Genomic DNA, 23,545 nt, shown 5'->3' with positions numbered 1-23,545 from the left:
ACTACTCCTGACTTTTATTGCCTGACTGCTCCCTGGCTATTTTCAGCCTCAACGCAGCAATCCTTTTTTCATGAAATCCGATAATCATCTCATCCACACCTTTATTGCCATCAGTTTTGAAAGCAGTAAAAGCGACCGAAAGCTTCTCGTTGAGTAACTGGAGACTCACAATTGCGTACCTAGCGACACTTGCAACGTCGGCATGTCCTGTCAAGGCCATGACCTCGTAATCTGACAAGCCAATCCCATCGGTGTGTTCGACGAAATTCTTCATATAAAAACAATAACTGTGCCTCAGGCTATGCAGCTTTAACCTGTAGCGATCAGTCTTAAACCCCAGCACACCTTCAGCTGCACGAGTGAATGGTTCTGCAATTACGCTCCCATAATCACAGAGGAACAATGGATATCCAAATTGTGACTGAAACACGAAATCATTATCTACATGTGCCCGATATTCGTACTTCAAATATTTTTCAAGATTTTCAAAAAACATCTCCCCGTATGGCTCCAATAGCAATGTATATTTTGTCACCCGCCCTTTCCATGACAACATGTCAATTTGACTAGCGCTCAGGCCGGCATATGAATCTTGCATGCTGCTTCGATCTGAAGGATTGACCGCATAGACCTCACGCCTTTCGAAGTCAATATCCGCCCACAATAGTTGCAAAGCTTCAGATGCTCGCAAAGAGGTTGCTGCTATAAGAGACCACAGCGCAGCATCTCGATAAGAAGGAGCAGACCTTATTAACTCGCCAATTTTATCGAGTGGAAAGAATTTATCTTCTTCGTAGGGATCATTATTTTTCTTGGCTTTCGGCAAGTGGCTAAAAACACGCATTCTTTTGGAGTTTCTTGAACGCTTTACCTTCCTACCATACATACCCTCTAAAACAAGAATCTCTTGCTCCGACCTAGGTTGCCCGACATTCTTCAAGCTACCGATTAGTTGAATCTCGTCACTCACGTCAGTATCTGGTGGCCAGGCTGCGGCATCTGCGCAATGCTCATAGCACGACTCAATCAGTTGCTGTACTGCGGCATGATGAATCCCGGATGTTTTGTTACTTACCATTGGAGAGGGTCTTCGTCTAGCAATCGCCTGCACCAATGGCGACATAGATCTCAAACCTTGAGTTATATAGGAGTGATACAATCGAGCAAGCATGATGTAGTTTGACCTATCTACGGCTCCGCAAACCTCCAACCCCACAACTAGATAATCTAAAAAAGAAGCACCCTTGTAGGAGTAGGATTTCATCGTGTTGAAGCTGAACCCCAACCCAATCATCCATATAATGAAAACTTCAAAAGCCCGTGACTTCACCCATACACCCGGCGATGCTTCTGATAGACACTTAAAGGCATTACGCCCTAGCCAGACATCCTTTCTCACCACATATTTTAAATTTGGCATGCTGGCACCTCCTTGATGGAACACTTTTGGCATTTATCAAAGAAACCATTGCTACCATTGATAGCCACGCGGCTTCAGGCGCACTATATGGCGCAATCAATATTGCGAGCGACGTAGATTCAAAATAGAGGTGACATATATACAGCTGATCTTCATCTACCGCGACCATGTCAATTGCCGAGTCAGAAAAGTATCAGACCCGACCGAACAGTATTGCCTATAGAGTTAAATGCCTGATTATTCAATGCAGAACTCCAAAAGCCTATTAAAGCCGCTGAGGTCGTGCCCCCCCTACCGACCAAAATTGCATCAAGGGGGCAGTCGAACAAACTCAACTTTATGAACCGTCAGGATCTTGCCGACCCTTTGAGGAGGGCACACAACCATTTGCCAGGTCGTGCCCGTGAGCTTCGATCCTCATATTCATACCATCCTCTTACTCACCCTGAACCGTAATCCAACAGCGCTCTAAGCACTAGCTGAGAGTAGCTCACACGGCAAGCATAGCAAGTAGGGAAGTTACCACCCTAGATATGAATAACAATCTACTATATGTCAATTTAGAGAAAATTAAATCACCAACTACAAACAAAAAACGATATCAGACAAGCACTTACAAAAAACAATAAATCCCAAGATATTCTTATTTGTATAAAGCCATGAAACATTCGCACCCCAAAAAAATTTTCATTTGTATATCTCGTTGCTACTCATATATTTGAATTCGGAAGACCCATCTATCCACTTCTATATTGCTACAGCCGGGTTTCTAGAGGCATCGCCTTCCCATAGCTCGATCATCATCATCTGTATTGCAGCCCGAAGATCTCAAGCACAAAGCCCACCAAGGTGCGGCCCGACAACGGTTCAGCTCCGATCCGCAGCTGGCTGCTCGAAGCTGCCCCGGTCAACCCCTACCGTATGGTCTGGCGCTTTACAGAGCCTTCGGCCAGGTATATCCGAATCCATCACCAGACTGCTGATCAGTAGGTGGTTGTTACCGCCTGCCCTTTCCTGTACGAAGCAGATCTTCGATGGGGGGGGAAAAGATGCCTAAAGCATAGGCGGCCCGAAAATCACCAGGTGTGAGATCGGCAAGCGCCCACAGCGTTTTTCCGCGTGCGGTTCTTCGCGTCTCGACTCATAGCGCTCAGCTTGCCTCGCATTCGCGTCAGCATCTGGCTTGCACGGTTGCTCTATAAGAAATCGCCCTTAACATTGGCTCCCAGTCTAAGGGTATGCTCTTAAGATACTGAATTGCATGGGTATTTTTTCATTTTTTCACTCTCGCTTCCTTGACCACTCCCGGTTAATGGTCTTCATTTTTTATGACCACACAGGAGAGAAATGGTCATGAGATCAGCACCTCTTTTCCGCCCGGAATGCCCTCAAGTAGCCTTGGTCGGCGGGCCCGACTACGTCATCTTCAGCTGCTTGCAGTGGCAAGACGAAAACCTCCGGGTAATGACCCAGCCCGCCAAACAGACCTTTTGCGTGATGCACGGCGATTACCTCGATCATCGCTTCATGATGGCCTTGGAGCGTGCTTATCTCCGAGGAGCATTGGCTCCGGTGAAGCGGATCGCTATCCATGAGCATGGTCTGGATATCTTTCTGGATAGCAAGGTATCTAGCAGCTGCATCCCAGCCATCGAGGCTATTTGGGAAATCGATACCCACCTTTATTCGGGTCGGCATTACACCGTAGCTTTCGCGAGCGAAGACGAGATCTACTCAGGTCGTTCTGACTACCCATTCTGGCCTGTGGTCAAAGAGATCATGGAGTCAACCACTCTGGGCATCAGTCCGTATGAGCTCCCTTGCTATGACGAAAATGACCTGGAAGACTACACCGACGACAGCCTGAGCTTTCTCCCTTCTATCGATGAGGGCCAGCCATGATCTACTCTAGATTCCTGTATACCGAGTTCGAGCAGCCTCATAACGATGACGGTGAAGGTGGATTTACGATCTTCAGCACCCCGCAATCATTGGGTGCCTATGCAACGGACGAACAGCGTGTAGGCTTTCTTAACTTCGCTGTCTTGTGGGATGGAGAACCTGATACCAGAGTCATCTATCTGGCCGAGCAAGCAATCGTCCGTGACGTTATGGCGCCAGTCAGGCTTCTACATGCGCATGAGGGTACGCTCACCGTCGTCTATGACTCTGAATGCGAAGATCTCGACTATGATGCGCTCAAGACGGCATGGGAAGACATCGGTTCTGGCGTACAGCTGGAATGTTGGACTGTTGAAGTCATCGAAGAATGTGTAGTAGGCCACTTGCTCTTCGGTGGGCGGCTGTTCCGCAAGTACGCTCCCGAAATTATGGCTAGTGGTAATCTGGGAATGTCGTCTTACACCGAAGAAAATTTCTTGTTTGCGGATGACTGGTCAGAGGATGAAATGTTTGGTTCTGGGCAGCAGCAGGATTCAGACGATGAACCACCACCTCCAAACAGGGAACTCTTCTAGGTAGGCCAGTGCTGCAAAAGCGTCCTGGGCGCGCCCTTCGGGCCGGCTGTCGTGAACCAAGCCGCTCGCCGCATTGCGGCGTCTTGGCCCTAACGGGCTTCCATCCTCGCGTCTCCGCCTTCCTGGCTGCGCGCTCCGCTTGCGGTCGTTTCTGATACCCGAGCATCCTCCCCCCGTCAAACTAACCTGGCGTTGCCCTTTCCGCAGCCTGTTGCGGAGTCATTTTGGCTGACTTATGATCAGGCCAGGCGGTGATGGTCGCCTGGCGCCTGTTTCGCGAAGCAATAGCCCATCGTAGATACACCCTTTCGTTTTACATCGGCATGTCCCTAACCAGGCGCTGCCCGGTGAACAGGCAATCGGTAACCAAAGCGTCGAATGGTTTTGGAGACATTGCTATGTCCGATTTTTCCCCTCTCAGCATCATCAAATCGCAAGCCAAGCAGCATGCTCGTGAACACGACATGAAGCTTTCTGCTGCCCAAGAAGCGCTTGCGCGTCAGGCAGGGTTCGAGGAATACCACGAGCTTGTTGTCGTCGCCCGGCGAAACTCCACGGATCCTCGGCTGATGCTCGCCGCCTTTGGCGTGCGTGACTTCAAGGACGCCTTCCACGAGGACGATGTGTTCTCCGAGCTGGATCAAGAGTTGGAGGATCTGCTTTCCGGCCCCATGGCCGAGACCAACGCCAGCGAGTTCGCTATCGACGAATACGAGGTAGAGTCAGCCGCCTATGACGATGCGACTGGTGTACTCAGGTTGGACATGTCAATCACCTGGAAAGGTAAGCAGGATCCTGATCGGGTCTACTACGGAACGGCTTTCTTCCTCCAGGCTGAAATTGATCTGATTCGGCGGGAAGGAAAGTGGTCGCTTGGGGAAGACGGGGTCTCCATCACCGGCAGCGAAACGGATGCAGACCGTGATCGCAGGGATGAATGGGAGTACATGTCGCAGCAGCAGGCCGCTGAAGCCGAAGAGAACCGTCCCCGGAGTAGCATGGCGCAAGCGCTGGCGAGTGAGCTTCGGATATCCCTGGATGATGCAGAGCTTCTTGCAGACGCCGAAGTAACCGTGAACACCTCTGATGACGGGATGATCTACAGCTACTTTGTGGACGTTGAATCGTATGCCGAGGGAGCTTTGCGGGATGATCTGCTGGCCCGCTTCGGTACTTTGGAGTTCGAGCTGGACGTCAACGTCTTCGACGACATCCATCCTGACATGTAAGTGAACTGGGGGTGGCTAGCTGCGGATGCTGGCCACCGTCAACTCCGTCCTTACCTTCTTCGCCGTGGGAGGCATCAACATGCAGGTGATCAGCGCAACGCAGGCGAGGCGGCGTTTCCGGAGGATCATGAAGCTCCTCCAGCAGGGGCACTCGTTCGTGATCACCAAGAACGGTAAGCCCGCCTGCAAGCTTGTACCGCTTGAGGTGCCGTGACATGCGCACGGTCTGGGGAAAAATCCGCAAAGAAATCCGAAAAAACCAGGAGACTACCTCGCTGTAAGCCAGGCATGGCGAGGGCTCTAGGGATTTCTTGAATCCGCAAACTTGCTGGCTCGGCCCTGCGGGCACAGCTGTCGTGAACCAAACCCCGCTGCGCCCGGTTTTGGCCCTGCGGGCTTCCATCCTCTCGCCTCTGGCTCAGGCCGGCGCGCTCCGCTTGCGAATTTGCCAACAAACGCAAAGACCTCTGCGATCCACTAATGGACTGACTGCCCAAGCGTGCCAGCCTTGTGCAACTGGTAGTCGATGACGGTTTGATACAGGTGGTCAGCCTCAAGACGAAGCCTTTCGATCTCCTCTGCTGGTCGCCCTTCATCCACAGCCTTCTGATGCGCCCGGACGGCTTGGAGAGCCTGCTGCAAGAGCGGCTCGCCGGCCTCTACCATACCCAGGATCGTTCTCTTCATCGCGACCTCTTGCTGCGATGGGCGCTCAGGTGCTCAAGCTCCTGGTGCCACACGGCCACGAACTTCTCGAAGTCGCGCAGATAGGGCCCCTCTGCCAGGCGGGTAGAGCCAACACTTGCCGCTTGGAAGCGCTGCAGCCATGGCTCGGGGATGCTGTCCTCGACGAGCAGCTGAACGCCGCTGTGGAGCTTCGTGGTGACGACATCGACGAGCTCCTGGGCGGAGAGCTGATCACCACTCACGATGTCCCGCAGGCCCTGGTCAACCTCGTCGAGCTCAGCCAGCACCTTTTCAGCGCGAGCGTCTCCAGGCTGTAGATCGGCAAGTGCCCACAGCGCTCTGCGCCTCGCGATCTCCAGCCTCCGCAGCCGATGATCAATCGTCACATCACTTCTCCCTGCCGCAGGTGGACGTCACAGGCCAAGTTCGACTTCTAACTGCGATCCTCGCAAGGTACGGGTGAGCTCGCCTCTCGGCAGTCTTGCTAGGATCCCATCGGAGAGGTCGTTGGCGTGCCGGGCGTACAACGTGACAACACCTGGTACAGGCACGAGATCTGGAACGAGGGCCCCGACTCGCACCTGGGCAATTTTCAGTATATTCACGACATCTGCGGGTAGCGTGTCAGTCGACAGGTGCTCGACGGTCGGCCTTGTGGGAGGGCTCGCACCGCTCCACAGATCTACAATCGTTTCCAACAGCTTTTCGGGGCCGAAATACGCCAAGGCGATTTCCCACAGGCAGCCTTCCTGGGACAGTTTCAGGCGGGCCCTAGTCATTGCAGAGGTTCCAACAGATGAGGCTCTTTCTCGATTGTGAGTTCACTCAGCTCAACGCGCAGGCGAAGCTGATCTCCCTGGCACTGGTTGGCCAGGATCGCAGGGAATTCTACGTGGAATTGATCGACGCGTGGCGAGAAGAAGACTGCAGTGATTTCGTGAAAGAGATCGTACTGCCGCAGTTATGGGGTGGTGAGTACGCCATGCCAATCATGGAGGCCAGAGCGGCGCTCCTGCGGTTCCTGGCAACCTACGACGAAGAGCTCGAGATTGCCACTGACGCACCTGCCTACGACTGGGAGCTGTTCTGCGAGCTCGCCTATGACGATGGGAAATGGCCCCAGAACGTCAGGAATTTCCCCATCGATGCCACGACCCTGACCACAACGAAAGATGGGGAAGAACTGCCTCACCATGCCCTTCTGGACGCCAGGATCATCGCAGGCATGTTCAATCCCAGACACTGCTAGAGATATCAGCGCTAGGGAGTGGGATAAAGGCCAGCGCCTACGCCGGGAAGTATATTATTCCGAAGGCTAACAGTCATTACCACTGGATCAGTTGGATTTCTTTTATCAATCTCTTCAATCACAGTTAAAAACTGCGAGATAAAATCCAATATCACATCCTGATTAACCTGATCAAAATTTCCTCCTGGAAGCGGAAAGTCTTCGGGATAATTCTTGCCTCCTTGCTCCAACACATAGAGATGTGATGCCCGATACATCTCCGCAATTGTAAAGTAACGATGCTGACCTAGATTTGTAAGCATTACCAAAATTGAAACAGGCAAGCTATGAGAGAATGTCACTAAATACTTATCAAGACCAGCTAGAAACTTATTGTTCTCATCTATAAACACCTTATGCATTGGAGCTGCATGATTGGCGTACTTATGCACATTATAATAAACCATTTGATTTATCTGACGAGCAAAATCCTCATTTAAAAACTCTTTTGGCCTAACGTCATACTCGGGAGCTTCGTTGCGAGCGGTAAACTTGTAGAGTTGAGCCAGTGTACGCAGGCCCGGCCCTAAAACTGGGCGAAGCATCATTAAAGCTTTGGATATTTGCTCTTCCTTAATAGATTCCTCAATTGCTTGAATGACCTTCTCCTTTTGTTCGCTCAATCGGTAAGAAAGGGAGTTAAGGAACAAGCCAATCAAAGAAATCCCAATCAAAACTTGAAGTGAAACAAGCATTGGCATAGCAGAATCTGTCAAAACAGGAGTAATATCGCCATACCCAAGCGTAGTAGCAGTCACTACACTAAAATATAGAGCCACTCCGAGGCCTATTTCTTGCTTAAATCCTCCAGGCGTCAGACAATAAATAATGCTGAAAATTAAAATATTAGCAAAATATAATACGCCATACACATGGGGCTTTTGCCCCGCAAAAAAATGAACCAGCCGCACGCCCGATTCGGACACCAATTCTTTATGATATTTTTCTTTCACGGCACTACCCGAAACCCAAAATGATATTTAGATGAACAATCCACAACCTAAAGCGTACGACATCGGCCAAATAATTATATATTCTGAGTCGCAAATCAATGCACGCACAGAAACCCTACCCTGAACGCTTGTAGTTACGACAGACTGAGCGAGCACGGCACCTACCCCCTATTAGCATCTGCCCAATTAAGTATGGCAAAATAATTCATTCGCTATTCATCTTTGAGCCGCTGGGATAGATGGGCATCACCCATCATAAATAAAGAATTCACCAGCCCCAATATAAAATACATCGACAACCAAAAAGCAAACCAAGAGCCTGCAACTAGCCAAACTTCAGTTGGGAAAGTTTTTTGAGCAACGCCGGTCACAATTGCCGCAATTAGCATAATCAACGGGAGCGCCATCTCAGCATTTAGCAGTAGGGCCGACCCTGGGATGCTCGATTTTTCAGAAGTCTGAAAGGTTTCCTGCAAACCTTTGACTAATGACCTATCCAACGCGAACACCAAAGCATAAACGCCGATCCCAAATCCCAACAGGTTTGGCAAAATGCTTGTTGCGAGATCTCCTGGAGACGTGGCGACTGTATAGTCCAAGCTCATGCAGTATGGCAAAAAAAAGTTGGGGATACTGGGAGTTAGGAGCGCCGCTAATAACGCCGAAACTAAAACACCAGAAAAATACGCTTTTATCCAAGCCCAAATTCCGGCAAAGCGGCTATCTGCAGCAAAATCACCATCGTATGCATAGGAGTTCATTATCTTAATGACTACGCCTAGTATGGGAATTTTCACTAGAAGTCTATACATCCTCTCCTTCTCCTTGAGTAGCCCCACCCAGCTGACGCAGAGCTTGAAGCACCCTCAGCCTAAGACCAGCAGGCTGCTCATTATTTTTCTTCCTAAAGCGAATTTTTAGTGGGTACTTGGACGACGTGTACCGATGCAGCCGACCACCTGCCTCAAGGATATATGACAAGGTGGTAGTACCGTAATCCACCGATGCCTCAACCATTTCCCTCAGGAAATCTGGCAGAGAGGGCATCGCAGAATCTTTTGATTCTGTTGAAGCCTCAACCTTGAGATGATGTACATTTTTATTTTTTAGTTCTTGAAGCTGCTTACCTAAACGGTGGCCATTAGGAAAGGTTAAAGTCGTGCTAACGGCCTTGAAGCCCTCTGCGTTGTTCAACACGCTCTCAAGCTCTGTAGGATCGGACACCAAGTTTATTTTCAACACGTGCCTAGGAAAAACTTCGAGAGCAAATTTTGAAAAGATCTCCTCTAGCGCTTCATTGCAAACTGAAGGCTTAGGCAGGCGCCCACCTGACTCCGAAATTGCCATCCTATGACTTTCGTAATCAAAGACATAGTCGAATGAAACCCGGTTGGCGACGGGAAATGTTCCTTTGGCAGCTTGGAATATGGTAGTATTAGAATACAAATCCTCAACCGTATCACTTTTGTGATATTTGATCCATTCACCATATGCTATCACATCATCACATATCGTGCTGCGTGGCGCGAAATACGTATCAGCCCCCAAATTAAAAGACATATCCGTGAGCTTTTTATTTTTAAAAGCCTGCACGGTTCTTTGATGCAATTTCTCGAAAAGCCTTTTATATCCCTCAATACCAACTTCTTTCGTGTTTCTCGTGTTAGCAGGCAGCAACTGAATATTGTAAACAATAAATGAAGCCATTATTTCGTCCTTGATCGTGATTGCATTGTGCCATGCTAGCAGACGCCCTAAAATCGGCCAAGGGTGCCCGAACTCCCCCTCCCATCCTCAGCGTCCGTTCGCGTATTTCGCCTCGGCGGGGTTGAACATGCCAGTATTCCGCACTGTTCCGTGCCAGCATTCCTCGACCCAGGAAGAGTCATGAGAGAAAGATAGTCGATGAAGAATGTGAGGCTCATACGACATGGCGAGAGCGCTGCGAACGCATGCCAGCCCACTAGGGATCACGCGAGTATCCCCCTCACCACAAAAGGGCTGGAGCAAGCCCATATGGTCGCCAGGTCATTCACGAGTGCCCCTGACCTCATCGTTGCCTCACCGTTTCATCGAGCCCAGGCAAGCAACTAGAGCTTGACCATTTCACGCTCAATGGATTGCTTGAGGTGCTCAGGCATGTTGTTGCGGACGTGAAAGTCGACCGGCACGCCCACCAATGCCTGGAGCTCATCCTCGAGCTCGCCGATATCGAACAAGGAAATTTTGCCGGCCATTGCTGAAGGAATGGTGGCGAGCAGATCGAGGTCACTCCCATCGTGGTCATCTCCTCGAGCGGCGGAGCCGAAGAGCTTGGGCTCAATGAACCCATAGGTCTCGATCAGGCGCCGGATGTCCCCTTCCTTGCCTCGTATGGCATCAGTGGGCCTCATACCTTTCTCCAAGTCGACGCTGAGCAGCGGGCAAAATGCAAATTCGGCACCTTGCTGCTTAGGGTAAGCCATCTGTTAATGACCTTTCTCAGCGGGGCCGCCGAGGGCGTGCAACTGGTAGTCAGTGACAGCCTGAAAACGATGCTCAGCCATTAACCGAAGGCGCTCCAGCTCCGCTCCAACTACCCCCGCAGCCTGGGCTTGATGGTAGATTTTCAGCGCTTCCACAGCCTCGATGTACAGAGGGTGGTCGGGCATGAGCACCTTGCTCAGATCTCTTTTCACGATCTCTCCCTTTCGCCATAGCGATCCCACACGACGCGATGCCATCAAGGCGTGTGTTAAGCCTACCACTGCTGATCAGCCTGGACGGAGTGGGCGTACATCAATGCTTCGTCGGCGAGCTCCAGCATATCGGCCAAGGTTCCAGAGTCTACGGCATGGGCATCACGTAGCGCATATGCGTGATGCAGAAGCTCCCTGTGATGCTTCTTAGGTGCGAGGAGCAGAGCCTCGGTGTCGCTGAGCAGCTGCCGCCACTCTTGGATCGACATTACGGGCAGATTGGTGCCTGTCATGGCGGCATTCTCTATAACTGTATTGATATACAGTATTCGGAAAATGCCTGGCTGCATAGGTAATGCGGACGAAATGCGTCTCGGATGATCACAGATCAGTCGCTGCTGCGAGGTACGTTTTCGCTGTGGGTGGCGATAGCTCGCCTAGATGAATTACCTGTCAGCATCGCCATAGAAAAAGCCCCCGTGAGGGGGCTTTAGCAAACCATCGGGAAGCGTGTTACTGGGCGAGCCAGCCTTCCACCACATCAGAGCCGTACTCGGCTTTCCATTCCTTGAGCAGCTTGTGATTGCCGCCCTTGGTCTCGATGATTTCGCCGTTGTGCGGATTCTTGTATTGCTTGACCTGGCGCGCACGACGCGGGGCCTTTTCAGCTGCTGCTGGGGCGGCTGCACGACGGTTCGCTTGAGGATCCAGGATGTTGATGATGTCGCGCAGGCTGTAACCGTACTCAGCCAGCAAGTCTCGCAGTTTGGTCTCAAATTGAATTTCAGCTTGCAGCTCGGAGCTGCCCTTGAGTGCTTCAAGTTCTGCGAGCTGGGCAGCGAGTTGCTGTTCGAGCTGACGGAATTCGGCCAAGCGGGACATATTAGATCCTCAAAGTTAAGGGAAACAGGCGGAACATCCTAAAGCATCTCGCTAACGATGTCCTTTCATATGACGTTGGCGCTGGATATTCGTTCGGTTTAACTAGCCTTGAAACTTCTTGAGGCCAGGTCATTAAACGTCGTCTTTTTCAGTCATCTGTCTGGAGCAAAAGCGTCCAGAGAGGATAGGAGCTTCTCCAGATCCATAAGCCTAGACACCTTGATGATGTCGTACTCACCGCGACTACTCAGCTTATAGACCTCACGGGCCTTTTTGACACGCTCAAGCAATGGCACGACCACGCCTGATGCCATTTCTAGGAAGTCATTGATATCGGCTCTTGTCTGAGGGATTTTGTAGCCTTTGGACGTACTTGTGATGATGACATCGGCGTCCCGCAGCTTCGCAATACCACTTGATCTCACCCGCTGCTCCGAGAGATCGCCAAAGCCTTTGTCACCGAGATGAGCCAAGATCTCGGCTGTAGGGATGTAATCCTTCGTGACGAACTCACTCTGAAATCTCAGGTAATCCAGGATGCTGACCTGTAGACGCTCGTCCTCGTCCGGGTGTTGGCCGGCCTTTTCGACGAAAAGTTCTGCTTGGCGAAGAGCTTCCTGATGCACCTGGTAGTCCGCGTAGCTGGACTCATCCATCGGCGGAGCAAGCAGCGAATTGAACTTGGGTGGCCACTCCAGAAGGCCGAGGGTCTGCTCGCGAAGGATCATTTTATAGACCTCAGCAATATCGCCAACAGCTTTCTCCTCATAGATCTGGGCTACAGACCCCGCGAAGAAATCAGCGACCTGAATCAAGACATCATCCTTGCTGGATTTCGTCTGGAACGCATGGTCATCCCCGAAGAGATCATCGACGTAGCGATCTTGTACGTAGGCCTTCAGACTCTCCTGGAACTCAACTCCGCCATGCTCATCCACGGTCATCTGCAGATTGCGGCAGTTCCTGAAAAGCCTACCGTAGAGCAATCCGTTGATATGCTTTACGAACGAGGTCTTGAATTGCAGGCCCCCATCTTTGTAGATGCGCTCCTTCTCCACCACCACGAAATAGAGCTTGATCGGAAGCTTCGCCAGGTCGGTTAGGATACGAACGCGTCGTTGAGCATCCTTCGCACGCACCTTACTGGACTTGATTTCGCCTGTCTGGAAGTGCTGCCGCCGAAGCTCCTCGGCACGCTGGTAGGCGTCCTGCAGGTCTTTCTCAGCCACAAGGATGGAGCAAACCACAAAGAAGCCAGAGCTCCCAGCCTTGGATGTGTCTAGGTCAGAGTTACCTGACTCATCAACATAGGCATACGTTCTGTCCAATCAGGTGCCTCCCTCATCAATAGGTGGCTGTACTGCTACCAGGAGCGGGCCCTTCGCTGAATGTGTAGTTGATGACTACATCATCGCGGATGAGCACATCCAACGTCTTCTGCGTACCGGTGGTGGTGACCTTCATCGTCACAACGTAGCTCTGCGCATGGGCTGAGCCAGAAGTGTACGTGTAGATCCACTTCTCATCGGTCTCGCTCACAGCACTCTTCGTGTATGGCTCACCGAACAGATTTTTCAGCTCCGTTGTCGTGGTCTTTCCTTTGGTGATGCTCGCTACACCCGCCGATGGGAAGTCGCGCCCAGCGGTGTAGTGGGACGTGGCGCATGCACCGAGCAAGAAGCACATCCCAATGACAGCAATGAACCTGTTCATAGTCTTCCTTGAATAATAATCTGAAGCCCGAGCTTATCTCGCAACCAGGCCAAATGCCATCATCGGACATTCCTTCGCAATTCATCATTCACGTAGCAGCGACCTTTATTGCGCAATACGTTGCGCTTGGAGACCTTTCGCGCCCTCTGTCAGCTAATACAGAAGTAAAGGAATCCAGCCGATTCCGCCCAGCATCCGAAATAAACACAGGTTCCCCTGTGTGAACCGACGAGGTGCGAGATCATGGCAAACGATCAAGACAAGACTGGCCAGCAAGGCGGCAGCACTCAGAACAACCCCGATGGCTTCGAGAACGATGCACACCGGCCATCTGAGCCAGGACAAAGAGGCGGACAGATGCCAGGTGGCCAGTCCAACATGGAACGGCAACATGAATCCCAAGGAGGCGGCCAGGGCTTAAGTGGCAACCACCAAGGTGATCAACAGGGAGCCGGCAGTGCAGTTCATCAAGGCGGTACGGGCGGCCATACCACTGGGCCAAAGTCCGACAATGACCAGAGCGACCTTGACGAAGCTTCGCAAGCTGTACAAGACGAAGACAGCGGCATGACTGAAGACAACCGATGAGGTTGATCAGGGCCAGGGAAATGAAATCCCTGGCCTTGCTCAGGTACTACCGCCCTATTTGCAGTAAACCGTCCAGAGCTCATCCACACGCGTTGTGAAGCTCTGGCTCATCATCTCTCGACGCATACCCCAGCTAGGATCTACAGGCACGCTAGCCAACCGCATCGTTCCCCTACCCCACCTGCCGTTCACCGCATCGAGCACCCCCATGAGCTTCTCACTCGCCACCGGCTGAGCAGCCGCGAACAGGTCACCCGTGATTTCGCTCGGCTGGCAGAGGTCAAGCAGCAGCACCTCCGCCTTGCTGTAGCGAAAACCCTCCCGGAACACCCGCTCAACGCCCTCCTGCGCTGCCTTTGTCAGCAAACGCGTATCGTCCGTTGGATATGGCAGCTCGACGAGGATTCCGTTGGCATACATCGCCTCATTTGGATTGAACTGGCCCGTGCGGATACTCACTCGTAGGCGTTTGCAGAGCGACTGCTGAGCGCGAAGTTTCTCCGCAGCCCTGGACGTATAGGTGGCCACCGCCTCCTTGATAGGAGCCAGTTCAGTCAGCCGGGTACCGAACATACGGCTGCTGCAAATTTCCTGCTTGGGTGGATCAGGCTCGTCCAGCTCGAGGCATGTGGTACCGCCAAGCTCGCGCACAGTCTTCTCTAGTACCACGCTGAACTGCTTCCGGAGCGACCAGGCATCTGCATGGGCCAGCTCCCACGCGGTGCGGATATTCATTGCCGCCAGGTGGGCAGAAAGGCGGCGGCCAATGCCCCAAACGTCGCCGGCATCGCATTTCTTGAGCACCCAGTTGCGCTTCACTTCATCGCGCAGATCTACAACGCCACCGGTATGGCTCTGCCATTTTTTGGCAGCATGATTGGCTAGCTTTGCCAAGGTCTTCGTCGAGGCAATACCGACGCCGACTGGGATGCCCGTGCGCCGGTATACCTCGGCTCGAATCTGCCGGCCCAAACGCTCGAGATCTCCTGGCACCCCCGTGAGCTCTGCAAAGGCCTCGTCGATACTGTAAACCTCCGCTGCCGGCACCATGGACTCGATTACAGTCATGACGCGCTCACTCATGTCGCCGTAGAGCTCATAGTTCGACGAGCACGCCACGATGCCATGCTTACGGAGCTTGTCCTTTATCTGGAAGTACGGCTCACCCATCTTCACGAAAGGCTTGGCATCCGCTGAGCGAGCGATTACACAGCCGTCGTTGTTGCTCAACACCACTACCGGCTTGTTGCGAATGTCGAGGCGGAATACGCGCTCGCAACTGGCGTAGAAGCTGTTGCAGTCGATGAGGGCGAAGACCCTCTCAGACTTTGTCATGACTGCGCACGCTGTAGGTGACAACACCCCACACCTGGAGCTCTTCCCCCTCCAGCAGGTACCTTGATGGGTAGCGCGGGTTCTCCGATTTCAGTACCACCTGGCTACCGTCACGGGCCAGCCGTTTGCATAGCGGTTCGCAATTCACTGCGGCGATGACAATGTGGCCTGGCTCTGCCTCAATGGAACGATCCACGATCACGAGGTCACCTGGATAGATGCCGGCACCAATCATCGAGTCGCCTTCTACACGCACCAGGTAAATGTGCGGGGCCCTGACGTCGAGCAGCTCATCCAAGGAAATGCGCTTTTCGAGATGGTCAGCTGCAGGCGAAGGAAAACCTGCCGGGACATGGAAGGAAAACAGCGGGAGTTTCGCACCGCTTGGTTCGAGGGGGCCGAGGATCGTGACCATGACGAAAACGCCTATACTGTATATGCGTACAGTTAAGCGTTTTCTCGTCAGTTGGTCAATGCAGCCCAGACAAGCTGAAGATAGTTAAAGATCGCGAGCCCAAGTCTGGCTAACCAAATCTTTGCCGAAGCTGTTGACCTCCTCCTCCTCAGTAAGCTCAAAACCGGCACCCTGATAGAGCTTACGGGCGGTCGTGAGATTGCTGGTCGTCCAGAGGATCATCCTTTTGTAACCAGCTTGACGAGCGAATCGTAGTGTCTCATCCACCAAGCGCTTACCAATACCCAGGCCTCTCGCACGAGCGTCGACGTACAACATCCTCAGCTTGGCGGTGTTCTCATCGTGCCGAACGACGAAAATTGATCCCACCACCTGGCCGCCCTGCTCTGCGATCCAGCAACGCTCGCGGGCTGGATCAAACTCCCGGAGGTACTTCGCGACGATCTCCGCTACCAGAGCCTCAAATTCGGAGTTCCAGCCGTACTCACCTGAGTAGAGTGCGGCCTGCTGCTGAACGACCAGCCCCATGTCGCCAGGCTGGGGATCACGTAGTAGGTAGGAGCGATCTGCTTTACCAAGAAGCCCTTCAATTTGCTTCATTGCCTCAGTCAGTTGGCGCTGCTGGGGCTCGGACAGAGGCTCAATTAGCGCCATCACCGCGTCTCGAGATACCTCCTCAAGCGATGCCAGGGTTATCTGTCCCTCATGGGTCAGGTGGATCTCGTAAGCTCGAGCATCTTGGTCAGAGCGTACCTTCTCAATCAGGCCACGTTTCTCCAGGCCTGTTATTACCCTGCTCATATACCCAGCATCTAGGCTGAGGTGACTCCGAAGATCAACGCTGGTGAGTGGGCGACCTGCGCCAAGCTCAAATAGGATCCTAGCTTCAGTTAGGGAAAACTCTGATCGAAGCAGATGTTCGTCGAGCAACCCCATCTGGTGCGTATAAAAACGATTGAATGAGCGGATGACGTCTGCGCGCTCCCGCAAGGTGTTATGCATGACCAGCCTCAATGCTTGCTTTTAGCAATCATATCATTGCCAAAGGCAATCATGTCAATTCAAGTCTTCAGCCTCCCTGGCTTCCTAGCAACAACCAAGATTAGGTGTCTCGCTGACACCACCCCTGAACCAAGAACGAGAAATGCGGGTCAACCCGTAACAGGAGATTGCGAAGGATGGGTTACGGCAAATGGTTTCATTTGACCTGCAGCGGATGCTCATTGGCGAGTTCCCACTGACCTTTCTACTCGAGGTCGCTCTCCGCGTTTCAGCGGCGTTTCTAGCCGTATTCTTCTTTCTGAAATTCAGTGGTCGACGCGGAATTAGGCAGCTGTCCCGTTTCGAGCTCGTGGTGATCCTCACCTTGGGCTCAGCCGCAGGCGATGTTACCTTTTACGAAGATGTACCCCTCCTCCCGGTCGCATTGGTTTTCCTCACGCTTTTGCTGCTCTATCGCGGAACTGTCTACATGATGAGGCGCAGCAGAACATGCGAGGCCTGGATCGATGGGTTGCCGATCACGGTCGTAAAGGACGGAATGTACGAGATCCATTCGCTGCGGAATTTGAACATCTCGTCCAACGAGCTCTTCATGGAGCTGCGCCAACAAGGAGTGGAGCATCTCGGCCAGGTTCGACTCGGCCTATTGGAAACCGATGGCGATATCAGTCTGTATTTCTATGGGCCAGATGACACCCGGCCAGGGCTGTCGGTGCTACCAGTCGAACATCGTCCAGAGTACCTGGCGCCGCCGAACGCTGGCTTGCACTGCTGTGTCAGCTGCGGCTTCCCAACCTTCCATGAAGCTCAAGACTCAGTCGTGTGTGAACGCTGCGGACATAACGTCTGGTCACCTGCATTGGATACCGTGCGCAACCGCTAGACTAAATCCACTTTAAATGCGGGGTTGGACAGACAGCGCCTTCACCGCCGCGTGTATTCACGTCCTTTTCACATACGGTGTGGGAACGTTAGCTATCCCTACGTGTGATAGAAGCTCCCTTGCCCGCCTAGCAGCGGGCTTTCTTTTGCCCGCAATTCTTCATCGACACGGGCCATTCGTCCGTTGGGCTGTCCGCTTTATCGGCCAAGGCTGTCCTCTAAGGACACCAGCCAGAGCCTTCCTCATGCGACAGCTATTCCAAACGATAACCCTTCCCCTCGCCTGCACTCTGCTGTGGGCCTGTTCCGCTCCTGAAACGAAGTCTCCTGTGGAAACACCAGGCAGGCCCGAGTCTGCTACAACCCATTTGCTGGAAGCCGGCGCCGCGACGCTGCAGTCCAAGCCGCCCATTGAGGCCATCAACGCCTACCTGGATGGCTTTCACTTTTACAACGGGCATCCGGAGGTGCAGATGGAAGCGCACCACTACTGCTCGATCCTCAATGAGGATGTCATCCAGTGTGTGATATTCGACGGCAATACCAAGGGTGCGAAGATCATGGGCGTCGAGTACATCATCGACGAGAAGCTTTTTGCCCGATTACCGCCCAAGGAGAAGGCGATGTGGCACAGCCATGGTTACGAGGTCTCTTCTGGGCAGCTGATTGCCCCGGGCATTCCTGCACCTGCTGAGCATGCCCTGATGGAGCGCCTGGCGCATACCTATGGGAAGACATGGCATACCTGGCACACCGATCAGGACAAAGCGCTGCCAGTGGGCGTACCGCAGTTGATGATGGGCTTCACCGCAGATGGGCAGGCTGACGCTGCCATGGTCGAACAGCGCAATCGGCGCCTGGGTGTGGATGCTGTGAAAACCAAAGCTGAGCGGGCTGACATTCGTATTCCTGATGCTGATCCCCAGGCTGATGGCTGGCAGCACGGTAACGTCATTCAAATCACCGATCCAACCGGTGCCCATGTACATCGCTCTGCAACAGCTACACCATCCACTACGAATAGCCGATCCAGCCAATAGCCGTCTGCATCAGCTTTGTGTGGATGGGGCCTCGGGCGTGTCCCCCTTTCGGGGGAGCGGCTGTCGTGTACCGCACCCTGGCGATGCCAGGGTTACGGCCCTACCGGGCTTCCATCCTCACGCCTCCGCCCATCCATGGGCTGCGCGCTCCGCTTGCTAGTTGCCGTCACTCAAACGCCTGGCCTAGTCCTTGTCTCAAAGTGAACGATCAGCCCACCGCGACACTCCATGTACCGCACCGTGTTTAGTGATCAGCACGGCGAGGGAAGGATCCTGATCAACATCCATGGAGAGGAAAACTGTGAGCGTCACCTTGAGATGTCTCAAATGCGGTGGGCAAGACCTTGTAGTACCACAGAGGTTGAACAAGAAAGCTATCCTCACGTGCCGAGGGTGTGCCGCCATTGCCAATTACGGCGATCTGATGGAGGCAGAAGGTCGGCGGCTCATCGCCGACATCAGGCAGCGCCTGCCTCTCTTGGATGCCGGGTAGTCCTACATCGAGCGCGGACAACTGCCCAAGCTATGCAGCAACCTTTATTACACGATTCGTTGCGCTCCACGGTCTTTCGCGCACCCGGTCAGCTAATACGAAAGTAAAGGGAGCCTCCCCAATTCGCCAAGCATCTCAACAGAACACACAGGCCCTCTGTGTGAACAAACGAGGTGCGAGATCATGGCAAACGATCAGGACAAGAGCGGTCAGCAAGGCGGCACCACCCAAAAGAATCCTGATGGCTTCGAGAATGACGCACACCTACCATCTGAGCCTGGTCAAAGAGGTGGCAGATCGGAGAGCGAATCCGACCTCCAACGAGATTTGCATCAAGGTGGTCAGGATTTAGGCGGTGGATACCAAAGCGACCACCAGGGCGCAGTTGGTGCAGCTCATCGAGGCGGCATGGGAGGTCATACCACGGGGCCCAAATCGGACAATGGCGAAAGCGAAATTGACGAAGCTTCGCAAGCGGTGCAGGACGAAGACAGCGGCATGACTGAAGACAATCGCTAAGGTTGTTCAGGGCCAGGGAGTTGGAACCCCTGGCCTTGCTCATGCCCGATCTTTTTGTTGTAAACAGTCAATTCGTGTCGTGAAGCTCTGGCTAATCATCTCTCTACGGGTGCCCCATGACAGGTCGACCCGGACGCGTGGCAGGCGCATCTTCCCCTACCTCTTCCCTTCGTAGAGTTATCGCATCAGCACGCCCATCACTGGCGATTGGCTGGCCGGCGATGAGGCGGAAAGAGTTATCTCGGATTGCTAGTTGAAAAAAAGCCCGTGCATTAAACACGGGCCGCTCAGAGAGCAACACCCGCCCTGATCAGTTATCCAGTTCGTCTTTGATGATTTTGCCGTCGTGCGGATCTACCTGGAATTCGTACCGCTTGCCATCAGACTTGATACCCTCGCCTTCCCAATGACCATCGTCGGCTTCGATCTTGGTAATCTGGGTGTAGCCTGCCCCTTTCAGGGCTGCCTCGGCCTGATCCTTGTTCACTTTCCAGTCGGCACCGGGCGTATCAGCCCAAGCGGAAGAAGCCCCCATAGCACCAACTAATGCCAGGCCCGTGAACAGTCGTGTCATCGCTTTCATCGTCAACCTCCCTTTTCATGGCAGCTAACAATCCGACCCGAACGCTGATCCTGACGTTCAGTTTGTGTTGAAAGCCGACACTGATTCCGGGCGCTCATCATGGTGAACGAGTTCTTGCAGATCTCGTGAAAGCAAAGCAGCGGCTGTGGGCTTCAGCATGCTTGAGCTTAAATCCTCCCAACAAATCCACTTACAGGCGACGATGCCTCTGCCAAGAGCGACGCAGCAACCGTCGGGTACGTCAGTCGTGAAAATGTGGTGGAGAACGTTGCCTACTTCGACGGTGCCCACAGGGTTTAAGCCTGAGCAATGAAGCGCCAGAGCCTTCCAAAGCTCGCGAGCAGCGGCAACGATTGGCGCCTCACCTGTCGCGAGCAGTCCGCTCGGAAACTTCCATTTAGCACCCTTCCTGCGGACAAGCAGAACCTTGTCATTTCGTGAGCAGATGATCGTGGCCTTAGCTCTGAGCGGGCGATGCGTGGTGACGCTCATGAGGGATCGCACCTGGAAGATGGGCGGCATCCTGAACGCTGGGATGGGCTTCCTTATGCTGATGACACCAACGTTCGGAAACGAGTTCAGGTCATACGTCCGCACTCAGAAATGGAGGGGTTAAGATCGTAGTGCTTGGTGTCAGTATGAAGCTTCAGCCATGGCCTACACACCTGGATCCAGCTCCTTCAGAACGCAACCCGCGCCCGATATACCTTGAGCCAACTTCTGTAAAGGTTGATCCACTCGCGCCGCATTGGTTGTTGCGACGGGCACATTCGTAATCCGCCTCGGCACGAGTAGGGAAATTCAAAATCAACCTGGTTTTGCTATGGTTATCGTAGAGGTCGTAGCCTGCCCCAGAAGCACTGGGAACTCCGATGCGGCGAGGAAAAATCTCCTTTTCCGTGGGTACAGCGGGAACCACAACAAAGCGTATCTGCATGATCATCCCTCATCCGGCATGACCTAAGTATTAGTCTCATTGTGCAAAAACCTCAAGACTACTCATGCTGCACGGCTGAGTTCACTGGCAAGCATCCACTGGAGCCGCCGCGCTTGAGGAATTAGGACAGGCATGGCTCATGGGCAATGATCATGCGTATGAAAGCTATTGGGGCAGCTCCAGCCTGTAGGCACCTGAAAATCACGAGAGTCATGTTTGAGCATGCACTGGAATGTCCTGAAATGATTGAGAACACCGACGTAGACGAAACGGACTAAGCTCGCTTGAAGGAGAGGTAATCAGGAGGCAAGGATGCGACATCGAGGAACAGTATTTTGGGCATGGGCTGATCCAGCCCTGCAGCACCATTCCCACGAGGAAGAGCTAGATGATGGAGCCAAACTCGATATTCAGGTTCGGCTCTCCCGGACTGGGGACACTCAGTTGTTCATAGGGATCTATGAGCGCTCGGGCTTGGCAAGGATTGAGGAAGCGTATGCAAAACGCCCTGGTGAATCGGTGACTCGAGCCATGGCGTGGGCTGCTGGCCGGGGTCGTGCTCTGGCTATATCCGCCTTGGAACCGAATCAGCACAAGGGTTAGGAAAACAAGATAATGACTGATTAATTAGGCCAACTGACGCTGAGATCGCGCGACTGGATCAGATAGCTGTCGAACTGGAGCGCCAGGTTGGGCCCAGCCCTGTGACTCGCACTCTGGTCATCGCCTGGCTCACCGAGTGGATGAAGATGTCGGGCGGATTGAAACCCGATTTGCCTCACCTACCTCAGTCTCTCAAAGCGGAATATGTCGCCTGAACTCATCAAGCCGTGGATCGCTGAGAAAGAGTGCGACCCACGGTTTCCAGCATTTTGTTCAAGCAAGCCGTTGCGAAGGCTTGTTGCGCTCGGTAGCGAGGCACCTCGCACGGCCAACCCCCCAGGCCAAGGCACGCGTCATCGACTCTCCAGGACGCGTGTCAAAGGCTTCTTCATGCAGTGCCATACCACTGCCGGCATACACGCCTATGAACATTTGCGTGCTGCCCGTTCGCGATAACCGCACTTGGATATCCATCGTCGTGCCGTCGTCCAGTGTCTCATCGTGAGTTCGGTGATGAAGCGTCGGGTCTGACCATTTCCAGAAAATGTCACCGCGTATGCGCATGCCGCCCTCCTACGACTTTAGTCTTATGCCAGGGTGTCTGTACCATAGCGCAGCTGAGCGGCAACGCATCCCCGCCGAGCGGAAAAGTCGTAGCAAGATGTCGAGATGTGACGTATGCGATCTCAATGCCTTCAGCAAAACTCGGTATGACCAAGAATCTTGAAAGCTTTCCGAAGATTGCTCCTCAATGCCGACCGGCACCACTCCCCCATCGCCAAGAGCGTGGCATGAGATTGGAGGCGAGCTCGATCTAGCATCACCTGCCTTCCGCGTTTCCTCATCAAAAAGTTCGCTAGGTGCCCTACAACGACGCTTCCGTCCTCGGCACAGGGCAGCTTGACTTCCCGCCCCCCGACCTGCGCATGGACGGAGATCCGCCTGGCACAGAGTGTCTCAAAGGCACAACGTAACAATTCACGGACGACACTGCGTTCATTGGCTGAGGCTTCGTCAGCCGCCGCCGCCAGGCAGGCCGCTACGAGTACCTCTGCCACCAATTGCTCGGCTTGTTCAACATTCTGACGCTGCATAACAAATCCTTGCCCTGTAACACGGCTAGTCCCTACGCCGCTTCACGCTTTCATGCCGCTACGTTGCATCACCACAGCGGCTCATGAGCCCCTCGATTGGAGTTCTCTGGCGGAGGCTGGTTCACCTTGAGTGTGCCTAAGCGAACTGAATTTTCTGAGCAACCGCGATGTCGTAGTGATGGCGCGCTGCTACGTCTCGCTGAAATTCAGCAGATAGACCTGGATGTCTCTCCCTTCCAGCAGCCGCTCTCCCGAGTATGAGTAATGACAGAGCTGCACCCCGTCGCGAAAAAAGACCATCCTGCCGTCCTCATCGTTGAGGACGAACCCTTGATTCGAGAGCTTTTGACCCTCTATCTGGAAGATTGGGGTGCCGTTGTCACAGCGGTGGCTACCGCTGATGCCGGTAAGTTGGAGTTAATGAAACAAGACTGGGCGTTGCTGCTCACGGACGTGCAAACGCCGGGCTTGCTGAATGGAGTCGACCTCGCCTGGATCGCTAGCCAGCTCAACCCTGAGACTCGCCTCATCGTGATGAGTGGCTACTACGACTTCGTAGCCCGCGCTCTCCCTGACAATGCGCTGTTCTTGCCTAAGCCTTGGCCGGTAACCAAGCTGCAGGAAATGATTTTTGACCAGCTGTCACAACCAGCAATGGCTCAACCGGGCGCGGCAGCAGACGTGGTTTAGCTCTCGAGTCCACCGTATTCTGGCCATATTGGACATA

General features: G+C 53.3%; 29 protein-coding genes and 2 pseudogenes. 12 read left to right on the top strand and 19 right to left on the bottom strand.

The features are described from left to right. Position 1 precedes the first annotated feature (1 nt). Positions 2-1,420, bottom strand: coding sequence for a tyrosine-type recombinase/integrase (locus tag RR51_RS28875; protein ID WP_161795733.1), 1,419 nt, complete (start codon positions 1,418-1,420; stop codon positions 2-4). A 1,353-nt stretch (positions 1,421-2,773) separates the two neighbouring features. Here RR51_RS28875 and RR51_RS03780 point away from each other — a divergent pair. The 4 genes from RR51_RS03780 to RR51_RS03765 all read left to right on the top strand — a co-directional run bounded on the left by RR51_RS03780 (position 2,774) and on the right by RR51_RS03765 (position 5,340). Further along, the gene (locus RR51_RS03780; protein ID WP_039612723.1) at positions 2,774-3,322 is read left to right on the top strand and encodes a hypothetical protein; all 549 of its coding nucleotides are present in this window, start codon (positions 2,774-2,776) and stop codon (positions 3,320-3,322) included. Continuing rightward, complete coding sequence (locus RR51_RS03775) at positions 3,319-3,897, top strand: hypothetical protein (protein WP_039612669.1); 579 nt, start codon at positions 3,319-3,321, stop codon at positions 3,895-3,897. Before RR51_RS03780 ends, RR51_RS03775 begins: the two co-directional genes overlap by 4 nt. A gap of 398 nt (positions 3,898-4,295) precedes the next feature. Further along, positions 4,296-5,126: a hypothetical protein gene (locus tag RR51_RS03770; protein WP_039612668.1), complete on the top strand. Its 831-nt coding sequence runs from the start codon at positions 4,296-4,298 to the stop codon at positions 5,124-5,126. 25 nt (positions 5,127-5,151) lie between these two features. After that, a complete protein-coding gene (locus RR51_RS03765; protein ID WP_039612667.1) occupies positions 5,152-5,340 on the top strand; it encodes a type II toxin-antitoxin system Phd/YefM family antitoxin in 189 nt (62 codons plus the stop codon). A gap of 263 nt (positions 5,341-5,603) precedes the next feature. On the opposite strand, the gene RR51_RS03760 is transcribed toward RR51_RS03765, so the two are convergent. Both RR51_RS03760 and RR51_RS03755 read right to left on the bottom strand, forming a co-directional pair. Further along, positions 5,604-5,813: a hypothetical protein gene (locus RR51_RS03760; RefSeq protein ID WP_039612666.1), complete on the bottom strand. Its 210-nt coding sequence runs from the start codon at positions 5,811-5,813 to the stop codon at positions 5,604-5,606. Then, positions 5,810-6,199, bottom strand: a complete 390-nt coding sequence (locus tag RR51_RS03755) for a hypothetical protein (RefSeq protein ID WP_039612665.1) — start codon at positions 6,197-6,199, stop codon at positions 5,810-5,812. The genes RR51_RS03760 and RR51_RS03755 overlap by 4 nt, the downstream gene beginning before the upstream one ends. A 410-nt stretch (positions 6,200-6,609) precedes the next feature. Between RR51_RS03755 and RR51_RS03745 the strand changes: the two genes are divergently transcribed. Next, entirely contained in the window at positions 6,610-7,062 is a 453-nt protein-coding gene (locus RR51_RS03745; RefSeq protein ID WP_039612722.1) for a 3'-5' exoribonuclease, read from the top strand. An 11-nt stretch (positions 7,063-7,073) separates the two neighbouring features. Here RR51_RS03745 and RR51_RS03740 read toward each other — a convergent pair whose 3' ends face one another. From RR51_RS03740 to RR51_RS03730, 3 genes are all read right to left on the bottom strand, one after another. Beyond that, positions 7,074-8,054: a potassium channel family protein gene (locus tag RR51_RS03740; protein ID WP_161795732.1), complete on the bottom strand. Its 981-nt coding sequence runs from the start codon at positions 8,052-8,054 to the stop codon at positions 7,074-7,076. Between the two features lie 212 nt (positions 8,055-8,266). Then, positions 8,267-8,866 (bottom strand): hypothetical protein, encoded by a 600-nt coding sequence (locus tag RR51_RS03735; RefSeq protein ID WP_039612662.1) that lies wholly within the window; start codon positions 8,864-8,866, stop codon positions 8,267-8,269. Beyond that, entirely contained in the window at positions 8,859-9,761 is a 903-nt protein-coding gene (locus RR51_RS03730; protein ID WP_039612661.1) for a DUF4747 family protein, read from the bottom strand. The genes RR51_RS03735 and RR51_RS03730 overlap by 8 nt, the downstream gene beginning before the upstream one ends. Positions 9,762-9,959: 198 nt before the next feature. Between RR51_RS03730 and RR51_RS03725 the strand changes: the two are divergent. Next, a pseudogene (locus RR51_RS03725) lies at positions 9,960-10,142 on the top strand (phosphoglycerate mutase family protein); the annotation flags it as partial. A gap of 2 nt (positions 10,143-10,144) precedes the next feature. Here the strand turns inward: RR51_RS03725 and RR51_RS03720 are convergent. The 6 genes from RR51_RS03720 to RR51_RS03695 form a co-directional block, all read right to left on the bottom strand. Next, entirely contained in the window at positions 10,145-10,519 is a 375-nt protein-coding gene (locus tag RR51_RS03720; RefSeq protein ID WP_236693250.1) for a nucleotidyltransferase family protein, read from the bottom strand. Between the two features lie 3 nt (positions 10,520-10,522). Further along, positions 10,523-10,732, bottom strand: a complete 210-nt coding sequence (locus tag RR51_RS03715) for a hypothetical protein (protein WP_082044640.1) — start codon at positions 10,730-10,732, stop codon at positions 10,523-10,525. Between the two features lie 62 nt (positions 10,733-10,794). Next, entirely contained in the window at positions 10,795-11,025 is a 231-nt protein-coding gene (locus RR51_RS03710) for a hypothetical protein (RefSeq protein ID WP_039612659.1), read from the bottom strand. A gap of 220 nt (positions 11,026-11,245) precedes the next feature. Further along, the gene (locus tag RR51_RS03705) at positions 11,246-11,614 is read right to left on the bottom strand and encodes a histone-like nucleoid-structuring protein, MvaT/MvaU family (RefSeq protein WP_009681407.1); all 369 of its coding nucleotides are present in this window, start codon (positions 11,612-11,614) and stop codon (positions 11,246-11,248) included. Between the two features lie 152 nt (positions 11,615-11,766). Beyond that, positions 11,767-12,942 (bottom strand): DUF3800 domain-containing protein, encoded by a 1,176-nt coding sequence (locus RR51_RS03700; RefSeq protein WP_039612658.1) that lies wholly within the window; start codon positions 12,940-12,942, stop codon positions 11,767-11,769. Positions 12,943-12,958: 16 nt separating this feature from the next. Further along, positions 12,959-13,327, bottom strand: coding sequence for a hypothetical protein (locus RR51_RS03695; protein WP_025752850.1), 369 nt, complete (start codon positions 13,325-13,327; stop codon positions 12,959-12,961). 243 nt (positions 13,328-13,570) lie between these two features. Between RR51_RS03695 and RR51_RS28870 the strand changes: the two genes are divergently transcribed. Further along, the gene (locus RR51_RS28870) at positions 13,571-13,915 is read left to right on the top strand and encodes a stress-induced protein (RefSeq protein ID WP_082044639.1); all 345 of its coding nucleotides are present in this window, start codon (positions 13,571-13,573) and stop codon (positions 13,913-13,915) included. A 54-nt stretch (positions 13,916-13,969) separates the two neighbouring features. Here the strand turns inward: RR51_RS28870 and umuC are convergent, their stop codons facing one another. The 3 genes from umuC to RR51_RS03680 all read right to left on the bottom strand — a co-directional run bounded on the left by umuC (position 13,970) and on the right by RR51_RS03680 (position 16,667). Continuing rightward, the gene (umuC, locus tag RR51_RS03690; protein WP_039612657.1) at positions 13,970-15,250 is read right to left on the bottom strand and encodes a translesion error-prone DNA polymerase V subunit UmuC; all 1,281 of its coding nucleotides are present in this window, start codon (positions 15,248-15,250) and stop codon (positions 13,970-13,972) included. Further along, positions 15,237-15,665 carry a LexA family protein gene (locus RR51_RS03685; protein WP_039612656.1) on the bottom strand — a complete coding sequence of 143 codons (429 nt, stop codon included), beginning with the start codon at positions 15,663-15,665 and terminating at the stop codon, positions 15,237-15,239. Before RR51_RS03685 ends, umuC begins: the two co-directional genes overlap by 14 nt. An 84-nt stretch (positions 15,666-15,749) precedes the next feature. Then, positions 15,750-16,667, bottom strand: a complete 918-nt coding sequence (locus tag RR51_RS03680; protein WP_039612655.1) for a bifunctional helix-turn-helix transcriptional regulator/GNAT family N-acetyltransferase — start codon at positions 16,665-16,667, stop codon at positions 15,750-15,752. A gap of 190 nt (positions 16,668-16,857) precedes the next feature. Between RR51_RS03680 and RR51_RS03675 the strand changes: the two genes are divergently transcribed. The 3 genes from RR51_RS03675 (at position 16,858) to RR51_RS03660 (ending at position 19,601) form a co-directional block, all read left to right on the top strand. Then, on the top strand, positions 16,858-17,550 hold the full coding sequence (locus RR51_RS03675) for a DUF421 domain-containing protein (RefSeq protein WP_039612654.1): 693 nt from the start codon (positions 16,858-16,860) through the stop codon (positions 17,548-17,550). Between the two features lie 244 nt (positions 17,551-17,794). Then, positions 17,795-18,589, top strand: a complete 795-nt coding sequence (locus RR51_RS03670) for an OBAP family protein (RefSeq protein ID WP_039612653.1) — start codon at positions 17,795-17,797, stop codon at positions 18,587-18,589. Positions 18,590-19,265: 676 nt separating this feature from the next. Further along, complete coding sequence (locus tag RR51_RS03660) at positions 19,266-19,601, top strand: hypothetical protein (RefSeq protein WP_039612651.1); 336 nt, start codon at positions 19,266-19,268, stop codon at positions 19,599-19,601. A gap of 310 nt (positions 19,602-19,911) precedes the next feature. On the opposite strand, the gene RR51_RS03655 is transcribed toward RR51_RS03660, so the two are convergent. From RR51_RS03655 to RR51_RS31490, 3 genes and pseudogenes are all read right to left on the bottom strand, one after another. Beyond that, positions 19,912-20,184, bottom strand: coding sequence for a PepSY domain-containing protein (locus RR51_RS03655; RefSeq protein ID WP_052261029.1), 273 nt, complete (start codon positions 20,182-20,184; stop codon positions 19,912-19,914). Between the two features lie 57 nt (positions 20,185-20,241). Beyond that, positions 20,242-20,676 (bottom strand): NUDIX domain-containing protein, encoded by a 435-nt coding sequence (locus tag RR51_RS28865; protein WP_082044645.1) that lies wholly within the window; start codon positions 20,674-20,676, stop codon positions 20,242-20,244. A gap of 235 nt (positions 20,677-20,911) precedes the next feature. After that, positions 20,912-21,127: pseudogene (locus RR51_RS31490) on the bottom strand (hypothetical protein); the annotation flags it as partial. 306 nt (positions 21,128-21,433) lie between these two features. On the opposite strand from RR51_RS31490, the gene RR51_RS31485 reads away from it, so the two are divergent. After that, positions 21,434-21,724, top strand: coding sequence for a hypothetical protein (locus RR51_RS31485; RefSeq protein WP_039612650.1), 291 nt, complete (start codon positions 21,434-21,436; stop codon positions 21,722-21,724). A 273-nt stretch (positions 21,725-21,997) separates the two neighbouring features. Here the strand turns inward: RR51_RS31485 and RR51_RS03645 are convergent, their stop codons facing one another. Then, positions 21,998-22,288, bottom strand: coding sequence for a hypothetical protein (locus RR51_RS03645; protein ID WP_039612649.1), 291 nt, complete (start codon positions 22,286-22,288; stop codon positions 21,998-22,000). A 794-nt stretch (positions 22,289-23,082) separates the two neighbouring features. Between RR51_RS03645 and RR51_RS03635 the strand changes: the two genes are divergently transcribed. Further along, positions 23,083-23,508 carry a response regulator gene (locus RR51_RS03635; protein WP_039612647.1) on the top strand — a complete coding sequence of 142 codons (426 nt, stop codon included), beginning with the start codon at positions 23,083-23,085 and terminating at the stop codon, positions 23,506-23,508. The last annotated feature ends 37 nt before the right edge of the window (positions 23,509-23,545 follow it).

Origin of the sequence: Pseudomonas sp. C5pp, from assembly GCF_000814065.1 — a bacterium.
In the GTDB taxonomy this organism is placed as follows: domain Bacteria; phylum Pseudomonadota; class Gammaproteobacteria; order Pseudomonadales; family Pseudomonadaceae; genus Aquipseudomonas; species Aquipseudomonas asiatica.
Note: the sequence above shows the minus strand (reverse complement) of the source record. Positions and strands in the feature narration are given on the sequence as shown.